Source organism: Azorhizobium sp. AG788 (assembly GCF_943371865.1).
GTDB lineage: Bacteria > Pseudomonadota > Alphaproteobacteria > Rhizobiales > Xanthobacteraceae > Azorhizobium.
Genome location: NZ_CALRWL010000045.1, coordinates 35,549 through 53,675, shown reverse-complemented (window position 1 = coordinate 53,675; position 18,127 = coordinate 35,549). Strand labels below are relative to the sequence as shown.

The following is an 18,127-nucleotide window of genomic DNA, read 5'->3' as shown; positions in this document are numbered from 1 at the left end:
CCGCCCTTGCCCGAGGCCACGGCGATGATGGAGGCCACGCCGGGCACCTCGAGGGCGGCGGCGCGGGCCGGCCCATGGCTGTGCCCTGCGTGCCCGCCGGCCGGTGGCGGGGCGGCGGTGCCGGGGCCGGCCTTGCGCTCAGCGGTCAGGGCCACCAGGGCCGACTCCACGCCGGGGATGGCCCGCACCGCCGCCTCTGCCTCGATCCGCACGCCCTCCCAGGCGCGGGCCTGGGCGGCATCCACGGTGATGGACAGATAGACCTTGCCGCTGGTGACAACGATGCCCGACAGCGCCGGCGAGACCGAAAGCGCCACGCCCTCCGGGGTCCGCACGCCGGCGAGCTTGGTGCGAACGAGGTCTTCGGTAAGGTCGGTCATGTCTTTGTCTCTCCCAAACACGAGGGCGCGTGGCGCCAGCTTTGAATCTCTCTATGCCACGCCGCAGCGGGCAGTGGACACCCTGTCTTGCCCGACGGCGCGCAACGCGGTTGCGATATCGGCGCGCAGCTCTGGCAGCAGTTCGGCCTCGAACCAGGGATTGCGCTTGATCCAGCCGGTGTTGCGCCAGGAGGGATGCGGCAGCGCATAGACCTTGGGCGGCACCGCCGACGATGCCCGCACCTGCCGCCAGCGGGCGACGGTTTCCGTCAGGGTGGGGGCGATCTGATCCTGCCGACCCAGCCGGCGCAGCTGGTAGAGCTGGGCCGGGCGGCCGATGGCCAGCACCAGATCGAAGGTCGGCAACTGGGCGAACAGGCGGTCATGCCAAGTGGCGCCGCACTCCCGGCGCGGCGGCAGATCCCCGCCGGCGGCATCCTGGCCGGGAAAGCAGAAGCCCATGGGAATGATGGCGACGCGGGACTCGTCATAAAACTCGTCCCAGGTCACCCCCATCCAATCCCGCAGCCGATCGCCGGAGGCGTCATTGAAGGTGATGCCGGTAAGATGCACCTTGGTCCCCGGTGCCTGGCTCGCCACCAGGATGCGGGCGGTGGCGGACGCCCGCAGCACGGGACGCGGCGCGTGCGGCAGCGGCGCCCCAAGCGGCGCGTCCACGCAGCGGCGGCAGGCGCGGATCTGTGCCAGAAGGCCATCGAGGGGGCCTTCTGACTGCTCCGCCTGCGCCGCCTCGGCGCTCTCCGTGCGCGTCCTGCGACCGGATGTGTCTGTCATGCGCGCTCTCTGGTGCCGCGCCGCCCTCGCCAGCGGCGTCCCCTCATATGGGGGCGCCGCATCCGATCTGCACCCTGATGGGCCTTAAGCGCCGACGTGCGCCGCGGGCCGGGCCGAGACCTCAGCCCGCCAGCGGGCGAGGTTCAGCAGCGTCTCCGGCACGGCGATGCGCGCCGCGCGCATGAAGTCGATGGCGACGAGCGCGGTGATGTCGGCGACCGTGAAACGATCCAGGGCCACAAAGGGGCGATGCGCCAGCTCGCCATCGAGGAAAGCGAGGAAATCCAGCACCTTGGCCTTGTTGGCCTCGCCCCATTCCTTCACCTGCGGCGTCTCCCGCTCCGCCAGAGCCGGATGGATATGGCGGAAGGCGAACTGCACCGCCTGCATCAGCTCGATTTCCACCCGCCGCTGCCACATCTCCACCACTGCCACCTCCTGCGCGCCCGTGCCGAACAGGTTCGGCTCCGGCTGCACCTCTTCGAAATAGCGGCAGATGGCGATGCTCTCGGAAATGGCGGTGCCGTCATCCAGCACCAGGACCGGAACCGTGCGGCGCGGGCTCAGCTTGCGGAAGTCCTCGGCCCAGTGCGCGCGGGCGCCGAGATCCACGGTGACTTCCGGCACGGTGATGCCCTTCTCGGCCAGGAAGAACTGGACGCGGCGCGGATTGGGCGAACGGGCGGAGAGATAGAGCAGCATGGCGTTTCCTCGTGTTTTGTCGCGAGAGACCATGCGGGTGAGGAGGCGTCAAGGCGGGGTGGACGACCAAGCCGCGCCTGATGGGGGCATCCTGCGCCGCATCGCCGGGAGTGGGCCATGGTCATAGCGGAACGGATGTTGCACTGCCGACGGGTTGCGGACGTCGTCGATGTCCCGATCCGCATTCACGCGCCGGAGATGGAAAGCCCCAAGGCCTTCAAATGCGCCTACGAGATCCACTGGCCGGACGGGCCTTATACCAACGACGCCTGGGGGGCTGATGCGGTTCAGGCCCTTGACCTGTGCCTGAAATCCATCGCCTGGCGGCTCTATTGCAGCGATGCGCACAGGGACGGCACGCTGTTCTGGACTGGGCAAGGCGAGGGCTACGGCGTCCCCATGGCCAAGAGCGGGCGCGATCTGTTGATGGGGCAGGACAAGGAATTCGATGCGTAAGGCTGTCCAGCGTCTCAGATCCTAACGCGAATGCGCCGCCCGCCAATCCACCGGGCGCTCGAAGGGGCCGGACCAAATGCCCTGCCGGGTCGCCCGGGCTTCCGCCTCCAGGGCCGTGTAGCGCCCGCTGGACAGGGCCAGACCGGCCCGCACCAATCCGCTGGCCAGATCCGCCTCGCCCACCCGGCAGATGGCGACGAGCCGATGATAGGCGTCATTGGCGCGGCCGGTGCAATGGACCAAGCCATGCACCACGGCGGCCTCCAAGGCCGTGCGCGCTGCCGCCCCGCACGGCCATTCCTGCGTGGGCGCGCCGCAGGTCTGGCGCAGTTCAGGGGCATCGATCCCCGCCAAGCGCACACGGCGCCCAGCAACCTCCAGCGTATCGCCATCCACCACGAACGCCGGGCCGATCACATCCTTCTCACTGCCCCACTTCCGGGTGAGGTGGTGGGCCAATGCGAACAGCGCCGCCAGCACGGCGAAGGCGGTCAGCGCGTCAACAATGCGGGAGGAGCGGCGAAGCATGCCCTCGCAGAGCTGATTCCCGTGTGCGGCGTCAATGTGGAGCGTGGACGTTAACCTTTCATAAACCGTACTGGCGCAGGAGTCGGATCGGATCTCTCGCGGGCGGACTCAGCCGCACGCCGGGGCGCAGAAGGTTCGGGCATATGACAGGGCCCTTCACGGATCGCGCATCTCGCGCCCGCGTGCCTGACCGGGCCGCCGCGGCGGATGAGAGCGGATTCGACGCCCTGATGAGCGAGGCGCACCGCTCGGTGCGCTGGCTGGCCGGCGCCATGGTCGCCTTTCTGATCTGCCTGCTGATGGCCCGCATACGCACGCCCTTGCTCTGGCTCGCTGCCGCGCCCCTGGCCTTCGCCGCACTGGAATTGTTCACCCTCTGGGGCACATTGCGGCGCCTCGCCCACGCGCGTCCTCTCGCCAGTTCCGCGGCGCTGGACGCCGCCTTGGCAGAGAGCCGCGCCAAGTCGAAATTCCTGGCCGAAATGAGCCACGAGTTGCGCACCCCGCTCAATGCGGTGATCGGCTTTTCCGAAATGATGGCGCAGGAAGTGCTGGGGCCACACGCTGTTCCCACCTATCGCGACTATGCCCAGGACATCCATGCCTCCGGACGCCATCTGCTGTCGCTGGCCGACGATGTGCTCGATCTGGCCCGGATCGAGACCGGCCACCGCGAACTGTTCGAGACCGCCGTCAGCCTGGAGACGCTGGCGCAGGACTGCAGCCACATGATGCGGCTTGCCGCCAGCCAGCGCTCAGTCGCGCTGACCATCCATCTGGCCCCGGTTCCGCGCCTGTGGGCCGACGAGCGGGCGGTGCGGCAGATGACGTTGAATCTGCTCACCAATGCGGTGAAATTCACGCCCCAGGGCGGCGCTGTGCGCCTGCGTGTGGCCTTGGATCCCTCGGGTCGCCCCTATCTCGCGGTGGAGGACACCGGCCCCGGCATGGGCGATGCGGAGTTGCCTTTGGCCCTCTCCCCCCGCCATCGGGAAAGCGCCCTGGACCGGGCCAGCGGTCGCGGCGCCGGGCTGGGCCTCGCCATCGTGCATGGCCTGGCGGACTTGCATGGGGCCGAGCTGAGCCTGGCGGATCGCGCCTCCGGCGGCACCCGCGCCACCCTCACGTTTCCGGTTGCCCGCTGCCTGCCGGAGGCGGCGGAGGCCCCGGCCGTGCCGGCGGCCATGAAGCTGGCCGCGGCGGAATAAGCCGACGCCCGTCAGGCCTGGTCGGAAACGCCCGCCTGCGCGAACGTGGCCATGCCGCGATGGCAGGCCACGGACGCCTTCACCACCCCCAGCGCCAAGGCGGCGCCGGAGCCCTCGCCCAAACGCATGCCCAGATCCAGGATCGGCTCCAGGTTGAGGCGGGCCAGCAGGCGGCGATGGGCCTGCTCGGCGGACACATGGCCGGCGAGGCAATGGTCCAGCGTGCGGGGATCCAGCGCATGCAGCACCGCCGCGGCGGCGGTGACCACATAGCCATCCAGGATCACCGGCACCCGCTCATGGCGGGCGGCCAGGATCGCCCCGGCCATGGCGGCAATCTCGCGCCCGCCGACCCGGCGCAGCACTTCCAGCGGATCGGACAGGGCCTTGCCATGGAAGGCGATGGCCTCGCGGACGGTCTCCACCTTGCGCGCCAGGATCTCGCCGGACGCGCCGGTTCCGGCGCCGACCCACTCCTCCGGCGTGCCGCCATAGAGCGCATGGCAGATGGCGGCGGCGATGGTGGTGTTGCCGATGCCCATCTCGCCCAGGCACAGCACATCCGCGCCACCGGCAATGGCCTGCATGCCGAAGGCGATGGTGGCGGCGCACGCCCGCTCATCCAGCGCCGCATCTTCGGTAATGTCCGGGGTGGGCAGGTCGAGAGCGAGGTCGAACACCCGCAAACCGGCGTCGAAGGTGGCGCAGATCTGGTTCACGGCGGCTTTGCCGGCGGTGAAGGTATCCACCATCTGCTTGGTCACGCTGCCCGGATAGGGCGACACGCCCCGCGCCGCCACCCCGTGGGTGGCGGCGAACACCGCCACCATGGGCCGGTCGGCGGTGGGCATGGCCTTGCCCTGCCAGGTGGCCAAATGGATGGCGATGTCTTCCAGCCGTCCCAGGGCGCCCGGGGGCTTCACCAATTGCCCCTGGCGCTCGCGCGCCGCATCCCCTGCCACAATGTCCGCGTCCGGCATGGTGGCGATCAGGTGGCGAATGTCGTCGAACGGGAGGCCGGTGGGGGTCTGGACGGGCATGGGCACTCGGAGATCGGTTCAGGTAAAACGAAAGCGGCGCCGGAAGCCCGGCGCCGCGCGATGAGGGGACGCGATCACTCCGCCGGGGCGGGGTGGTCGGATGGGGGATGATCGGGCTCGGCGCCCTTGCGGCGTTCCGCGAAGGAGGCGATCCAGCGGGCCAGCACATAGAACACCGGTGTGAACAGCAGACCGAAGAAGGTCACGCCGATCATGCCGGAGAACACCGCCGTGCCCAGCGCCTGGCGCAGTTCGGCGCCGGCGCCCACCGCCCACACCAGCGGAACCACGCCGAGAATGAAGGCAAGCGACGTCATGATGATGGGACGCAGCCGCAGCCGGGCCGCCTCCACCGCCGCCGCCTGACGCCCCTGCCCCTGGTCCTCCAATTGCTTGGCGAACTCCACGATCAGGATGGCGTTCTTGGCCGCGAGTCCGATGAGCACGATGAACCCGACCTGGGTCAGGATGTTGTTGTCCATCCCTCGCATCAGCACACCCAGCAGCGCCGCCACCAGGCACATGGGCACGATGAGCACCACCGCCAACGGCAAGGTCAGGCTTTCATACTGCGCCGCCAGCACCAGGAACACGAACACCACACCCAGACCGAAGGCGAAGATGGCGGTATTGCCCGCCCGCTGCTGCTGATAGGCCAGCGTGGTCCACTCATAGGAGAAGCCCTGCGGCAAGGTCTTGGCCGCCAGCTCCTCCATGATCTTGATCGCCTGGCCCTGGGAATAGCCCGGCGCCGAGGTGCCATCCAGCTCCGCCGCCGGATAGAGATTGTACCGCGGCACGCGATACGGCCCGGAGATGTCGTTGACCGTGGTGAAGGAGCCGAGCGGCACCGTTCCCCCGTTTGCATTGCGCACGCGGATGGACAGGATGTCCTTCACATTGAGCCGGAACGGCGCATCCGCCTGCACCTGCACCCGGAAGGTGCGGCTGAACAGGTTGAAGTCGTTCACATAAGACGAGCCGATATAGGTCTGGAGCGCCGCGAAGACGTCGGCGACATTCACCTCCAGCAACTGCGCCTTGGCGCGGTCGATGTCGAGGAACACCTGCGGCGTCGAGGTTTCGAACAACGAATAGACCTGTTGCAACCCCGGCGTCTGCGCCGCCGCGCCCATCATGGCATAGACTGCCCCCCGCAGCGCCAGATAGCCGGCGCCGTCGCGATCCTCGATCATCATGCGGAAGCCCGCCGCATTGCCGATGCCGTTGACCGGCGGCGGCTGCACGACGATGAGCTGCGCTTCCTGGATCGCCGCCACCTTGCCGAACAGCGCCTGCTGCACCGCCGTGGCGGTGCGGGTGGGATCGCCGGCCCGCTGCGAGAACGGCTCCAGGATCACGAACATGGCGCCCGCGTTCGGGGCATTGGTGAAAGTCGCACCGGAGAAGCCGACGATGTTGACGATATGGCCGACGCCGGGCGTGCCGAGCACCAGATCGGCGGTGCGCTTCATCACGTCTTCGGTCCGCGCCATGGCGGAGCCGGGCGGCAATTGCGCCGCGATGATGAGATAGCCGCGATCCTGCTGCGGGATGAAGCCCTGCGGCGTCGTCACGAAGAGATAGCCACCGAAGGCCACGATGCCCGCATAGACGATGAGCACCAGCGCGACGATGCGCACCATCCGCGACACGATCGCCGCGTAGCCGTTGCCGAGTTTTTCGAACGCGCGGTTGAACAGCTTGAAGAAGCCGACCACCGGGCGGGCATACCAGGGGTGCTGGTAATCCCCATGGCGATGCGGCTTGAGCAGCAGAGCGCACATGGCCGGTGACAGGGTCAGCGACACCAGCAGCGAGATCAGGGTCGAGCCGGCAATGGTCAGCGCGAACTGCTGGTAGAACTGGCCTGAAATGCCGGTGATGAAGGCGGTGGGGATGAACACCGACGACAGCACGAGCGAGATCGCCACCAGCGCCCCGCCCACTTCATCCATGGTGCGATAGGAGGCATCGCGCGGCGAGAGCCCCGCCTCGATATTGCGCTCGACGTTCTCCACCACCACGATGGCATCGTCCACCACGATGCCGATGGCCAGCACCAGGCCGAACAGCGACAGATTGTTCAGCGAGAAGCCGAACAGGCTCATCACGAAGAAGGTGCCCACCAGCGAGATGGGGATGGCGAGGATCGGAATGATCGCCGCACGCCAACTCTGCAGGAACAGCACCACCACGATCACCACCAGCACAATGGCTTCGAGGATGGTGTGAATCACCGCCTCCACCGACTGCGAGATGAACTCGGTGGGATTGTAGTAGATGGCGTATTTCAGGCCCTGCGGAAACGACTTGCCCAGTTCCTGCATCCGCGCCAGCACCGCATTGCCGGTCGCCAGCGCATTGGAGCCCGGCCGCTGGAACACACCCAGCGAAATGGAGATGTCCTTGTCGAGATAGGAGGTGGAGGAATAGTCCTGCGCGGTGATTTCCACGCGCCCCACATCCTTCAGCCGGACCAAGGCGGTGGGTGTCTGCTTTATCACCACATTGGCGAACTGGGCTGGGTCCGAGAGTCGCCCCAGCGTCCGCACGGCGATCTGGAACGCCTGCTGCTGCGGGATCGGCGGCTGGTTGAGCACGCCGGAGGCCACCTGCACGTTCTGAGCCTGCAGCGCGGTAACAACTTCCGCCGATGTCAGATTGAGGGTTTGCAGCCGGTCAGGATCAAGCCACACCTGCATGGCGTAGTCGCGGCCACCGAACACGGTGATGGAGCCCACGCCATCGATACGCGACAGCACGTCCTTGATCTGGACATTGGCGTAATTGGAGATGAACAGCGGATCGCGCGAGCCGTCGGGCGAATACAGGCTCACCACCATCATGATGTCGGGGGAGCTTTTCGCCGTCACCACGCCGATCTGCTGCACCTGGCTGGGCAGGCGGGGCTGGGCAATGGCCACCCGGTTCTGCACCTGAACCTGCGCAATATCCAGATTGGTGCCGAGATCGAAGGTCACCGAGATCGAGAACCGGCCGTCCGCCGACGAGTTGGAGGAGACATAGAGCATGCCCTCCACGCCATTGATCTGCTGTTCGATGGGCGCGACGACGGTGTCGGCGACGGTCTCGGCGCTGGCGCCGGGATACTGGCCGCTGACGTTGATCACCGGCGGGGCGATATCAGGATACTGCGCCACCGGCAGGCGCAGGTAGGATACCCCGCCCAGGATCATCACCACGATGGAGATGACGAAGGCAAAGATCGGTCGATCGATGAAGAAATGTGAGAAGCGCATGGGTTCGCCTCCTCACTTCGCCGAGGCGGCAGCGGCACCGGAAGCTGGAGCGGCCGGCGGCGCTGCGGGCTTTTCCTCCTGCACCGTCACCTTCACGCCGGGACGAACGCGCATAAGGCCGTTCACCACCACCATGTCATCCGGCGCCAGGCCGGACTTGATCACCCGGCGCCCGTCCATCAGCGGGCCCAGTTCGACGAACTTCATGGCGATGGTGTTTTCGGGTCCGACCACATAGACGAACTTGCGCACCTGCTCGGAACCGATGGCGACATCGGGAACGGTCAAGGCCTGATAGGGCTCGCCTGCGGCCAGGCGAATGCGCCCAAACATGCCCGGACGGAACAGGCCCTTGGGGTTTTCGAACGACGCGCGGCCGCGGATGGTGCCGGTTTCCCGGTCCACCACATTGTTCAGGAAGTCGAGTTTGCCCTTGTGATCGAAGGTCTTGTCGTCGATCAGCTTGATCTCCACCGGGGCGCCGGTGACGTCGGCGCCATTCTTGCCCCGTTGGTAGCGCAGCAGCGACGCCTCATCGAAGGTAAATTCGAACCGGATCGGGTCGATTGAGACGATCACCGCCAAGAGCGTAGGCGACCCGCCCGTACCGCCCAGCACATAATTGCCGACGGATACGCGACGATCGCCGATGCGCCCGCTGACCGGGGCGGTGAGTTGGGTGAACTCCAGGTCCAGCTGGGCATTGGCCACAGCGGCCTCCTGCGCCTGCAGGGTCGCGGCGGCGGCTCGCTCGGTCTGGGTGCGCTGGTCGAAGGTCTGCTTGGAGATCGCGGTGGAATTGCGATCCTGCAGCAGGGTGCGGGCGCGCTCCAAGTCGGTGGTGGCGAAATCGAGGTTGGCCTGAGCCAGTGCGAGGTTCGCCTTGGCCTGATCCAGCGCGATCTTGTAGGGGCGCTGGTCGATGGTGAACAGCAGGTCGCCCTTCTTCACCATCTGGCCGTCGGTGAAGTGGATCTCCGCCAGATAGCCGGGGATGCGCGCATGGACGTTCACTTCATCGATGGCGACGAAGCGGCCGACATATTCGTCATAGTCGGTGATGGTGCGGGGCTGCGGCTTGGCCACGGTCACCGTGGGCGGCGGCGGGGCAGCCTGCTGCTGCGGCTGGCCACAGCCGGCCAGCGCGAGGAGCGCCAGAGTTCCCAAGGCCAAGAGCGGGAGGCGGGCCGAAACAAGCATACAACAGCTCCGAAAGGACGCCCTGGAGGACGTATCACAGTCTCATCGGATGACCGGCGCCTCCCGCAACAGACGAGCCGTCATTTCACACCGGTCGATAGCACAGCTTGCCGCGATGCAAAATGGCGGAAGGCCGATCAAAGCCTAGGCCTGAGGTCTCGGCGGGCGCCGCCCGATCAGCCCAGCGGCGAACCCGCGCCCCAGGAATGCCGCAACGGCAAGGAGATACGCGCCGCCGCCGATGGCGATCACCAGAGCCAACATCACTTCGTCGCGACCGACCGTCATGCCGGCCGTCAGCAGATCCGCGGCGCGAGTTCCGCCAAACAGCGCCGCCGCCAAAACCAACCCGCAGGCGCCGAGGCGCAGCAGGTGCCCCCACAAGGCGCTGTCTCCCACCGCGAACCCTCGACGGCGGGCAAACCACACCAGAAGCCCCAGATTGATCCAGCCGCCCATGGCGGTCGCCAACGCCAGACCCACCTGCGCCAAGGTGCCCATGAGAGCGAACTTCAGCGCGACATTGATGGCCACCGCGGTCAGCGAGGCCTTCATCGGTGTTGCCGTGTCACCCCGGGCGTGGAACGGCGCGATGAACGCCCGCACCACCACAAAGGCGAGCAGGCCCAGTCCATAGGCTTGCAGCGTGGCCGCCGCCTCCGCCGCATCGCCGCTGGTGAACGCGCCGCGCGCGAACAGCGCCCGCATGGTCAGATCGGGAATCATCAGCGCCGCCATCACGAACGGCAGCGCCAGCACCACCGCCAGCTCGATGGATCGGGCCTGGGCGTGGGCCGCGCCCGCGTCATCCCCTGCCGCCAGACGGCGAGCCATTTCCGGCAGCAGCACGGTGCCGATGGCGATGCCGACCACGCCGATGGGCAGCTGATTGATGCGATCGGCATAATATAGGGCAGACAGGGCGCCCGACGGCAGGAAGGTGGCAATGATGGTGTCAGCGAACAGCGCGATCTGCACCCCGGCGGAGCCGATGATGGCGGGCCCCAACGCCTTGAGGAATTGCCGCGTGCCGGGATCCAGGCGCGGCGTGCCGAAGCGCAGCCCGATGCCGGTGCGCTCCGCATCCCACGCCACCAGGATCACCTGCAACACGCCGGAAATCAGCACGCCCCAGGCGGCCGCATGGCCGGCGGTCTGGAACGCGGCGGCGGACAGCAGCGTCCCGACCATGCACACGTTTAGCAAGATGGGCGATGCGGCGGCCATGGCGAAACGATCGGAGGCGTTCAGGGCCCCGGAGATCAGCGTGGCAACGGAGATCAGCGCCAGATAGGGAAAGGTGATGCGGGTCAGCGTCACCGCCATGGCGAAGCGCTGCGGATCCTCCAGCAGGCCCGGTGCCAGCAGGCTGACGAAGGTGGGCGTGAAGCCAAGGGCCAGCACAAGCAGCACCGCATGCACCAGGGCCATGGCCGTGAGCACCTCGTCGGCAAATCCACGGGCTGCCGGGATGCCGCCCTGTTCCTTCAGGCGGGCATACGTGGGCACGAAGGCAGCGTTGAAGGCCCCTTCCGCAAAGATCGCGCGAAAATGGTTCGGGAGTCGGAACGCGATCAGAAACGCATCCGCAATCGGCCCGGCGCCGAGCACCGCCGCCATCACCACGTCACGCACGAAGCCAGCGAGCCGGGACAGCAGGGTCAGGCCGCCGACGGAGAGGATATTGCGAAACATGGATCTTTTGACTTTGGGCTGCGGGTGGCCGCGACCCTAGAGCATGATGCCCAAAAGTGGAAACTGGCCGGCCGGTCTCCGCATGCTCCACCGCACTTCCAACCAAGCCCCGGCAACCCGACCACGCCCGGCCGAGCTGTGCCCGGCACCCATCCCAGGCCGGCCCATCCTGGGGATGGCCGGCCCGAGAGCGAGGTCTGTCGAAGGATCCGTCTATTTGCCCAAGGCGCGGCGCACCGCAGCGATCACGCGGTCCTGAACCTCGGCTTCCAGATAGGCGTGCATGGGCAAGCTGATGACTTCGGCGCAGAGCGCTTCCGCCACCGGCAGGTGCTCGGCGGCCGACGGGAACTGAGCATAGGCCGGCTGCCGGTGCATGGGGATCCGGTAGTAGACGGCGGTGGGAATGCCGTCCGCCTTCAGCGCTTCGGCCAAGCCATCGCGGACACCCGGGGCAAAGCGCAGCGTATATTGCGCCCACACCGACGTGGCCCGCGGGTCCACATGCGGCACGATGGCGAGATCCGCGAAGGCGGCATTGTACCGGCGCGCCACCTGCTCGCGCGCGGCAATTTCGTCCTCGAAGATGGACAGTTTCTCGATCAGCACCGCCGCCTGGATGGTATCGAGGCGCGCGGTCATGCCGATGCGCACATTCTCGTACTTGTCCACGCCCTGGCCGTGCTCGCGCACGCTCTTGAGCACCGCCACCAGATCCGCATCATCGGTGAGGATCGCGCCACCATCGCCGTAGCAGCCCAGCGGCTTGGCCGGGAAGAAGGAGGTGGCGGTGGCATCGCCGATGCTGCCGGTGCGCTTGTTGTTCCAGGTGCCGCCGAAGCCCTGGGCGGTATCCGCCAGAACCTTGAGGCCATGCTTCTCCGCAATGGGGAGAATGGCGTCATAGTCGGCGGGCTGGCCGAACAGATCCACCGGGATGACCACCTTCGGCTTCAGGCCCTTGGCCAGCGCCACGGCAACCGCCTGCTCCAGGCTGGCAGGGTCCATGTTAAAGGTATCGGCCAGCACGTCCACGAACACCGGGGTCGCGCCCACCCACGGCACCACTTCGGCGGTGGCGCAGAAGGTGAAGGCCGGGCAGAACACCGCGTCACCGGCACCCACGCCCCAGGCCATCAGCAACATGGCCAGGGCATCGGTGCCGCTGGAGCAGGACACCGCATATTTTGCGCCGGCGAACGCCGCCAGTTCGGTTTCGAACCGGGTCACCTCCGGGCCATTGATGAAGCGGCAGCTGTCCAGCACCGCGGTCACGGCCTGATCGATGCGCTGGCCGAGGCGGGCGCGCTGGGCGGCCACGTCGATGAACGGGATCGGCGCATCGGCAACCGAAGCGGGGCGCGCCTGCACGGCGGCGGATGTGGTCATGGTGGCGTCCTTGTCTTGGGGGCCATGTCATTGTGGCCATGTCGGGAAGGCCGGAGCGCCTCAGCACCGGGCGTCCTGCCCCCGCGCGGTCAGGTCTCTAGATATGGGCCACCGACGACGCGGGGGAACATCCCCACCCGTCGGTTGCCGGCGGGTGTCAGCCGGCGAGGCGCACTTTGGCACGGGCGGCTGCTTCCACCCGTTCGGTCAGGCAGGCGATGGCGATCTCAAGGCTGGCAACGCCCTCCTCACCGCTGACCGGCGGATTGCCCCCGGTGCGCACGGCGTCCAGGAAGCGTGTCAGTTCGGTGCGCAGCGGCTCGGCATAGGCCACGGGCAGATGGCGCATGGAATAGGAGCCGTCGGGCCGATAGTCGAAGCATTCGGTGACCTGACGGGTCAGCAGATCGCCGATCACATATTTCTTGCGCGTGGCCACATGCACCGTGCGCGCCTTGAACGGCGTCAGCCAATTGGTGTTGATGTGCGCCAGAACGCCGGAAGCGGTGCGGAATTGCAGCAGAGCGATGTCTTCGCGCTCGGCCACGGCGCTGGAGGTCTGCGGCTGCACCTCCACAATGTCGGAGCCGGTGAACCAGCGGATCAGGTCGATGTCATGCACCGCCAGATCGATCACCACGCCCACATTGGACATGCGCGGGGGAAACGGACCGACGCGGGTAATAGCGATGGACAGCAGTTCCTCGCCGTCGATGGCATCCTTGACCGCCTGGACCGCGGGATTGAAGCGCTCCACATGCCCGATCATCAGGGTGACCCCCTTGGTGCGGGCCAGGGACACGATTTCACGGCCCTGCTCCACCGTGGAAGCCACCGGCTTCTCCACCAGCACCGAACAACCGGCGTTGATCACATCCAGGGCGATGGGATGATGCAGATGGGTGGGTGCTGCCACAATGACCGCATCAAGCCCGAGAGCCAGCAGATCGTGGTGGTCGCCCACGGCCTGACAGCCCAGGAATCCGGCGACACGCGCCGCCTGGGCCTGGTCCGGGTCCGCCACTGCCACCAGTTCCGCGCCGGGCAGTTCGGCGAGCACGCGGGCATGATTGGATCCCATGACGCCAATGCCGGTGACACCAACGCGAAGGGGACGCTTCTCGGACGCAGCCGAATCACGAGCCATTTCAGCCCTCTTGTTCATGAAGTTCGGCTCGGCTCGTATCACGCCAATGCGCACCAAAGCGAGGCGGGGCGGCACCGGAACGGCATTCCTGCGTTCAAGAATTGCATCGGCGTGTTACCACCCTGCCCCTCGGCCCCGCCGAAGGCGGAGCGGATCAAGGCATGGTTTTGACGCAAAGCGCTGGCGCGACTCACAAAAAAGGACGCACGGGAGGCGCGTCCTGCGTCACGCAAGAGGGCAAGGTGCCGAGCGACAGCAGCGGCGAGCCGACACGGTGAAACTCTAGAATTTGTAGTTCACGCCGAGGCGCGCCGTCGAGGCCGTCACGCCAGCATCGCCAATGGACTGAAATCCGCTCTTCCCCAGATCCATATAGAGATACTCCGCCCGAGCGGTCCAATTATTGGTCAGGGCGTATTCGACGCCAGCCCCGGCCGCCCAGCCGGTGGACGTATTGGACTGACTCACTCCGTTGGCGGTGATCTTGTTGTTCCCCCAGGCCAGACCGCCGGTCACATAGGGCAACACGCGATCGAACGCGTATCCGAGTCGCGCCCGTACCGTGCCGAAATAGTCCAGCTTGGACGAGACCGGCCCATTGCTGCCGCTGATATTGGCGGCGTCGACGTCCGCCTCCACACCGACCAGAACGTTGTTCTGGAACTGGTAATTGTAGCCGACCTGGCCGCCGCCCAGCCAACCGTCGGGGCTCAAGCCAAACGCGTCCGCCGCTCCGGTGCCGGAACCCCAGGCATAGCCGGTATTGGCGCCGATATAGAATCCCGTCCAGGAGAACACGGGCGCCGCAGCGGCCACCGGTGCCTTGTTGCCGTATGCGGGCAATTGGGTCAGATCGGCCGCCATGGCAGGGGCCGCCAACAGCAGCACACCGGCGAAGGCGCCCGAAACAAACACCGACTTCATGATCGCAAACCTCGAGAATGAGCCATTGCTCCCTTTCTCGCGCGCGACGTCGACCCTGCCGTGTTCCTGCTTGGGCAAAGCGATGGCAGAGCCGGGGTAAGTTCGTGTCGGCGACTTTGCGGCGACACGTCCGCGACGGGGCACGGTGCGGCTGAGTCGGACCTGAGGAACTCCGCGTGGCAAAGGGGCAACACGCGCTCGCGCGGGGCGCAACCCATCGGGGACTCTGGAGGCGCTGGACATAAAAAAAGCCCCGGGCTGACGCCCGGGGCTCTCAGAACCGAAAAGCTTCGGATCAGAACTTGTAGTTCACGCCGGCCTTCAGCACGCTCATGTCGAACGAGGTGTTGAGGGTGCCACCGTTCGAGAAGGCGTAGTTGTTGCCGCCCAGGTCGATGTAGAGATATTCGACCTTGGCCGTGAAGTTGTTGGTGATGGCGTATTCCACACCGGCACCGACCGTCCAACCCCAGTTGGTGGAGGAGGTGTCAGCACCGTAGTAGGTGCCGAAATCGGTCTTGCCCCAAGCGGCGCCGCCGGTGACGTACGGCAGCACGCGATCGAAGGCATAGCCAACGCGAGCGCGGATGGTGCCGAAGTAGTCGAGGGTCGCGCCGTTCTTGTTGACGCCGTTGTTCAGCGGGCCAACGGTGATCACGTTGGTGTTGCCGATGCCGGTCCAGTCGATGTCGGCTTCCACGCCGAGCACGACGTTGTTGGCGAACTGGTAGTTGTAGCCGATCTGGCCACCGCCGACCCAGCCGTCACCGCCACCGATGTTGTAGTTGTAAGCGACACCGATCGGAGTGCGGTAGTCGTAGTTGTTGTTACCCCAGCCGTAGCCGACGTTCGCGCCGATGTAGAAGCCGGTCCAGGAGAACACGGGAACCACGGGCACGACGGCCTTGACGGGATACTTGGTCGCGAGATCAGCCGCAGAGGCGGCGCCGCAGCCGATGAGGGCCAGGGCCGAGACCCCGAGGAGAGCGCGCTTCAACATGTGGAACACCTTTGTTTTCGACGAAGAACCAGAATGCGCAGACCATACAGCGAGGTTGTCGTTTCGTCTGTGACCTGCGGGCAACACCCCCCTGAGAAAGCAGGGCGACATTGTGGCAGCAAGGCTACATCAGAACACAATTCAAACTCAAGGCTGGATGCGATCCTTTGTTCATCAGGGTTTTGGCGAGATTGCCAAGCTTAACGGTTCAGAAACGATAGTTCACACCGGCGCGAACAACGCTTCCATCATATCCAATCGACGCAGGGCCAACCCACGAGCCATAGGTAGAACTACCCAGATCAACGTACAGATACTCTGCACGAGCACTCCAATTACGATCAAGCGCGTATTCCGCGCCTGCTCCCAACGTCCATCCATAGGATGTCTGGCTGTTGCTCAAACCGAAGACTTGGTACTGGCCTTCACCATAAGCCAATCCTCCGGTTGCATAGACGAGAAAACGCTCGGCGGCAAAGCCGACACGGCCCCGCACGGTGCCCAAATAGTTCACGCTGAAGGCCCCGCCGGCCACACCTGACCAATCGAAGTCGGTCTCAACGCCGAACACGATCGGCGACCCGGGCGCCTGAAAGTTAAAACCGGCCTGCAAACCGCCAATCATGCCGCTGGGATTGTCCCCGGCGGCGGAACCCCAGCCATAGCCGGCATTGGCGCCGATGTAGAATCCATTCCACGACGGCGGCAAAGCGGCCTGCGGGGCGTATCCGTAGCTCGCGGACAAGTCCGCCGCAACGACGGGAGTCGCCAAGGCCGTCAAGGCGGCCAACCCTGCGAGAATGCGGGTTTTCATCTCGGTCTCCTCTTCCCAGGCCTAGCCAAGGCCACACCTGCTGGGCGCGAGTTAGCCCGGCAATGGCAAAGGAAACGTCGCCAAGCCTGACACCGGGCATGGCTTTGCGTGCGGATGGTGAACGGGATGTAAAAAAGGCGTACCGCGGCGCCATCCGTCAGGCGTTTCGCCCATGCACCGCGGCGCTGGCGGCGGCGAGCGCCGCGGTGCGCGAATCGATCACCACTTCCGTCGCTTCCGCCAGCAGGGGGTTGCGCTCCAGCAGGCACTCCATGGCCGGCACCGGAATGGACAGCAGGCGCACCTCGCCCTCCGCCGTCAGGTCCACCTGCGATGCCGCGCCGCGGTACACATCCCGAGTGGCGTAGAGGTCCCCCGCCACCAACCGCTCCACATTGACCCCGCCCCGCATGGGCAGGCTCACCTGCGCCGCCCCGGACAGCATCACCAGGAAGCTGGGAGTGCTGGCTCCATGGCGGAGAATCACTTCTCCCGCGCAGAAGGTGAGCAGACGCGCGGCCGCAGCGATGTCCATGAGATCCGCGGCATTGCCGCCGAATGCGCCGCTTGCGGCGAGCGCCTCCGCCCGCAGGTCGGCAGAATCGGCGCCATACAGCACCTCGCCCGCGCTCCCGCCGCCAAGGGCCAGATCGTGCCGCTGGCCCACATACCACAGGCGATGCAGGAGGATGTCCCGCGCAGCCGTGACTTGCGTGGCGTCGGCCACCAGGAAGCGGACCTCATACTGCACACCATCCGCCCCCATGGCGAGGATGCGGCAGACCAGCCTCGCCGGCTCCAGCAATTGCGGGACATCGAAGGCCGCCTCGCGCAGCGCGTCCTTGGCCGCCTCGGGCGAGGTCTTCAGCGGAAGAGTCACCGTGGCCTCGACCCAGACCGGCTGGTGCGCGCGGGTGATGTGCATCACGTCGCCGGACATGTTGGCGCTGGGAATCACAACCCGCTGCCCGGCCAGGGTCTCCACGGTGATGGCCCGCCAGTCGATCTGCACCACGCGGGCCGGCGCCCCATCGATGGCCAGCCAGTCCCCGAGATTGAAATGCCGGCCGGAAAACACGATCACGCCGGCCACCAGCCCGCCGATCACATTCTGCAACGCCAGGCCGAGCACCACCGAGCCGATTCCCAGCGCCCCCAGCAAGCTGCCCAGATCCACGTCCCAGATGGTCGAGACGATGATCGCCGCCCCCACCGCAACCACCGCCGACGACGCCAGTTCATAGAACAGGCGCGGCGCCGGCAATCGCCCCACAGTCTCGCTGAAGGCGATCAGCAGGCTCTGAAGGATGGTGAAGACCGCATGCAGCAGCAGAATACCGACCACCGTATCGACGATCTTCACCGTCAAGCCGTCTGGCGGAAGATGGGCCAGCTGATGCACGATGATCCAGACCACGCCGGCGGGCAGAACGATATTCTGCAACACGCGCAGCGGCCGTCGCATCACCGATCCGGCATCGGCGAACCGGCGCACCAGCTCGATCAGCACCACCGTCAGCAACGGAAAGCCGAGGACCACCAGCAAGGTCCACTGGGCTTCGGGCTGGCTCAGAACATCCCACATG

16 protein-coding genes are annotated in these 18,127 nt (G+C 66.4%); 2 read left to right on the top strand and 14 right to left on the bottom strand.

Going from position 1 to position 18,127, the window contains the following annotated elements; genetic code table 11:
- The 3 genes from AAG816_RS21230 to AAG816_RS21220 form a co-directional block, all read right to left on the bottom strand.
- A partial coding sequence (locus AAG816_RS21230) for an iron-sulfur cluster assembly protein (RefSeq protein WP_341991681.1) occupies window positions 1–380 on the bottom strand: 380 nt, incomplete at its 3' end.
- 51 nt (window positions 381–431) lie between these two features.
- Complete coding sequence (locus AAG816_RS21225) at window positions 432–1,175, bottom strand: uracil-DNA glycosylase family protein (protein WP_341991680.1); 744 nt, start codon at window positions 1,173–1,175, stop codon at window positions 432–434.
- A gap of 84 nt (window positions 1,176–1,259) precedes the next feature.
- Window positions 1,260–1,877, bottom strand: a complete 618-nt coding sequence (locus tag AAG816_RS21220; protein ID WP_341991679.1) for a glutathione S-transferase — start codon at window positions 1,875–1,877, stop codon at window positions 1,260–1,262.
- Window positions 1,878–1,994: 117 nt separating this feature from the next.
- Here AAG816_RS21220 and AAG816_RS21215 point away from each other — a divergent pair, with 117 nt between their 5' ends.
- Window positions 1,995–2,333, top strand: coding sequence for a hypothetical protein (locus AAG816_RS21215; RefSeq protein ID WP_341991678.1), 339 nt, complete (start codon window positions 1,995–1,997; stop codon window positions 2,331–2,333).
- Between the two features lie 21 nt (window positions 2,334–2,354).
- Here the strand turns inward: AAG816_RS21215 and AAG816_RS21210 are convergent, their stop codons facing one another.
- Window positions 2,355–2,861: a thermonuclease family protein gene (locus AAG816_RS21210; RefSeq protein WP_341991677.1), complete on the bottom strand. Its 507-nt coding sequence runs from the start codon at window positions 2,859–2,861 to the stop codon at window positions 2,355–2,357.
- A 230-nt stretch (window positions 2,862–3,091) separates the two neighbouring features.
- On the opposite strand from AAG816_RS21210, the gene AAG816_RS21205 reads away from it, so the two are divergent.
- On the top strand, window positions 3,092–4,069 hold the full coding sequence (locus tag AAG816_RS21205; RefSeq protein ID WP_341991676.1) for a HAMP domain-containing sensor histidine kinase: 978 nt from the start codon (window positions 3,092–3,094) through the stop codon (window positions 4,067–4,069).
- An 11-nt stretch (window positions 4,070–4,080) separates the two neighbouring features.
- Here the strand turns inward: AAG816_RS21205 and cobT are convergent, their stop codons facing one another.
- The 10 genes from cobT to AAG816_RS21155 all read right to left on the bottom strand — a co-directional run bounded on the left by cobT (window position 4,081) and on the right by AAG816_RS21155 (window position 18,126).
- A complete protein-coding gene (cobT, locus tag AAG816_RS21200) occupies window positions 4,081–5,109 on the bottom strand; it encodes a nicotinate-nucleotide--dimethylbenzimidazole phosphoribosyltransferase (protein ID WP_341991675.1) in 1,029 nt (342 codons plus the stop codon).
- Between the two features lie 74 nt (window positions 5,110–5,183).
- Window positions 5,184–8,372 carry a multidrug efflux RND transporter permease subunit gene (locus AAG816_RS21195; RefSeq protein WP_341991674.1) on the bottom strand — a complete coding sequence of 1,063 codons (3,189 nt, stop codon included), beginning with the start codon at window positions 8,370–8,372 and terminating at the stop codon, window positions 5,184–5,186.
- Between the two features lie 12 nt (window positions 8,373–8,384).
- Window positions 8,385–9,572 carry an efflux RND transporter periplasmic adaptor subunit gene (locus AAG816_RS21190; protein ID WP_341991673.1) on the bottom strand — a complete coding sequence of 396 codons (1,188 nt, stop codon included), beginning with the start codon at window positions 9,570–9,572 and terminating at the stop codon, window positions 8,385–8,387.
- Between the two features lie 144 nt (window positions 9,573–9,716).
- A complete protein-coding gene (gene murJ / locus AAG816_RS21185) occupies window positions 9,717–11,267 on the bottom strand; it encodes a murein biosynthesis integral membrane protein MurJ (protein ID WP_341991672.1) in 1,551 nt (516 codons plus the stop codon).
- Window positions 11,268–11,480: 213 nt separating this feature from the next.
- Window positions 11,481–12,656 (bottom strand): DegT/DnrJ/EryC1/StrS family aminotransferase, encoded by a 1,176-nt coding sequence (locus tag AAG816_RS21180; protein ID WP_341991671.1) that lies wholly within the window; start codon window positions 12,654–12,656, stop codon window positions 11,481–11,483.
- A gap of 157 nt (window positions 12,657–12,813) precedes the next feature.
- Window positions 12,814–13,803: a Gfo/Idh/MocA family oxidoreductase gene (locus AAG816_RS21175; RefSeq protein WP_341991670.1), complete on the bottom strand. Its 990-nt coding sequence runs from the start codon at window positions 13,801–13,803 to the stop codon at window positions 12,814–12,816.
- A gap of 282 nt (window positions 13,804–14,085) precedes the next feature.
- A complete protein-coding gene (locus AAG816_RS21170) occupies window positions 14,086–14,727 on the bottom strand; it encodes an outer membrane protein (RefSeq protein ID WP_341991669.1) in 642 nt (213 codons plus the stop codon).
- Window positions 14,728–15,022: 295 nt separating this feature from the next.
- Window positions 15,023–15,727 carry an outer membrane protein gene (locus tag AAG816_RS21165; protein ID WP_341991668.1) on the bottom strand — a complete coding sequence of 235 codons (705 nt, stop codon included), beginning with the start codon at window positions 15,725–15,727 and terminating at the stop codon, window positions 15,023–15,025.
- Between the two features lie 208 nt (window positions 15,728–15,935).
- Window positions 15,936–16,541 (bottom strand): outer membrane protein, encoded by a 606-nt coding sequence (locus AAG816_RS21160; RefSeq protein ID WP_341991667.1) that lies wholly within the window; start codon window positions 16,539–16,541, stop codon window positions 15,936–15,938.
- 157 nt (window positions 16,542–16,698) lie between these two features.
- Entirely contained in the window at window positions 16,699–18,126 is a 1,428-nt protein-coding gene (locus AAG816_RS21155) for a mechanosensitive ion channel family protein (protein ID WP_341991666.1), read from the bottom strand.
- Between the last annotated feature and the right edge of the window lies 1 nt (window position 18,127).

Bases quoted from the DNA above. Each gene is read 5' to 3' on its own strand.
- AAG816_RS21225 (WP_341991680.1), bottom strand. From the start codon at position 1,175: ATGACAGACACATCCGGTCGCAGGACGCGCACGGAGAGCGCCGAGGCG.
- AAG816_RS21220 (WP_341991679.1), bottom strand. From the start codon at position 1,877: ATGCTGCTCTATCTCTCCGCCCGTTCGCCCAATCCGCGCCGCGTCCAG.
- AAG816_RS21215 (WP_341991678.1), top strand. From the start codon at position 1,995: ATGGTCATAGCGGAACGGATGTTGCACTGCCGACGGGTTGCGGACGTC.
- AAG816_RS21210 (WP_341991677.1), bottom strand. From the start codon at position 2,861: ATGCTTCGCCGCTCCTCCCGCATTGTTGACGCGCTGACCGCCTTCGCC.
- AAG816_RS21205 (WP_341991676.1), top strand. From the start codon at position 3,092: ATGAGCGAGGCGCACCGCTCGGTGCGCTGGCTGGCCGGCGCCATGGTC.
- cobT (WP_341991675.1), bottom strand. From the start codon at position 5,109: ATGCCCGTCCAGACCCCCACCGGCCTCCCGTTCGACGACATTCGCCAC.
- AAG816_RS21195 (WP_341991674.1), bottom strand. From the start codon at position 8,372: ATGCGCTTCTCACATTTCTTCATCGATCGACCGATCTTTGCCTTCGTC.
- AAG816_RS21190 (WP_341991673.1), bottom strand. From the start codon at position 9,572: ATGCTTGTTTCGGCCCGCCTCCCGCTCTTGGCCTTGGGAACTCTGGCG.
- murJ (WP_341991672.1), bottom strand. From the start codon at position 11,267: ATGTTTCGCAATATCCTCTCCGTCGGCGGCCTGACCCTGCTGTCCCGG.
- AAG816_RS21180 (WP_341991671.1), bottom strand. From the start codon at position 12,656: ATGACCACATCCGCCGCCGTGCAGGCGCGCCCCGCTTCGGTTGCCGAT.
- AAG816_RS21175 (WP_341991670.1), bottom strand. From the start codon at position 13,803: ATGGCTCGTGATTCGGCTGCGTCCGAGAAGCGTCCCCTTCGCGTTGGT.
- AAG816_RS21170 (WP_341991669.1), bottom strand. From the start codon at position 14,727: ATGAAGTCGGTGTTTGTTTCGGGCGCCTTCGCCGGTGTGCTGCTGTTG.
- AAG816_RS21165 (WP_341991668.1), bottom strand. From the start codon at position 15,727: ATGTTGAAGCGCGCTCTCCTCGGGGTCTCGGCCCTGGCCCTCATCGGC.
- AAG816_RS21160 (WP_341991667.1), bottom strand. From the start codon at position 16,541: ATGAAAACCCGCATTCTCGCAGGGTTGGCCGCCTTGACGGCCTTGGCG.
- AAG816_RS21155 (WP_341991666.1), bottom strand. From the start codon at position 18,126: ATGTGGGATGTTCTGAGCCAGCCCGAAGCCCAGTGGACCTTGCTGGTG.